Below are 546 nucleotides of genomic sequence, written 5' to 3' on the forward strand. Positions count from 1 at the left end.
ACGCTAAGCCCACACCAAGAGTTAAAAACAGCAGCGGAGTCCACCAATTGTCAGCAAGGTTCGCCGCGAGGCTGTCTTGCTCAGTGACTGGTGCGGGAGCATTGTTTGATGACACTGACGTGCTCGCCGTTGGTGATGTCGCGTTTGTTTGGTTGTTGTTTGCTGTTGATTGCGTTGGTTTTGTTGCGACTGCGGAATCAGCAATGGAAGCCGTAAAAGCGTCAATTGGAATGATGCGAGTTTCTGGCGGGTAGCAGAATCCAGCCTTCGCACAGCCTTGATATTGCACGATTACGCGCGCGCCTTCTTGCCACTCATCAAGCGGTACATTCACAAATAAAGGCGTGGTGTAGATGTGCACATCACCGAAAAATTCATCTTTATGTGGCGTGCCGTTTTCCATTTGCAGTTCGCCAAGAGAGATGTTTTCACCAGACACAGACAAGCGCTCTTGATACAGATAGTAGCCGTCACGTACCTGCCAATCGAGCATCAACTTGTCGTCTTGTTGGTAGAAGTTAAACGGGAACGCTTGGTCGACCGGAA

The 546-nt window shown here is 50.0% G+C and carries 1 protein-coding gene; it reads right to left on the reverse strand.

Features of this window, described 5'->3' with window-relative positions:
- A partial coding sequence (locus R7Q48_RS30230) for a protein-disulfide reductase DsbD domain-containing protein (RefSeq protein ID WP_318134098.1) occupies window positions 1-546 on the reverse strand: 546 nt, incomplete at both ends.

This window comes from Vibrio sp. 378 (assembly GCF_033339435.1).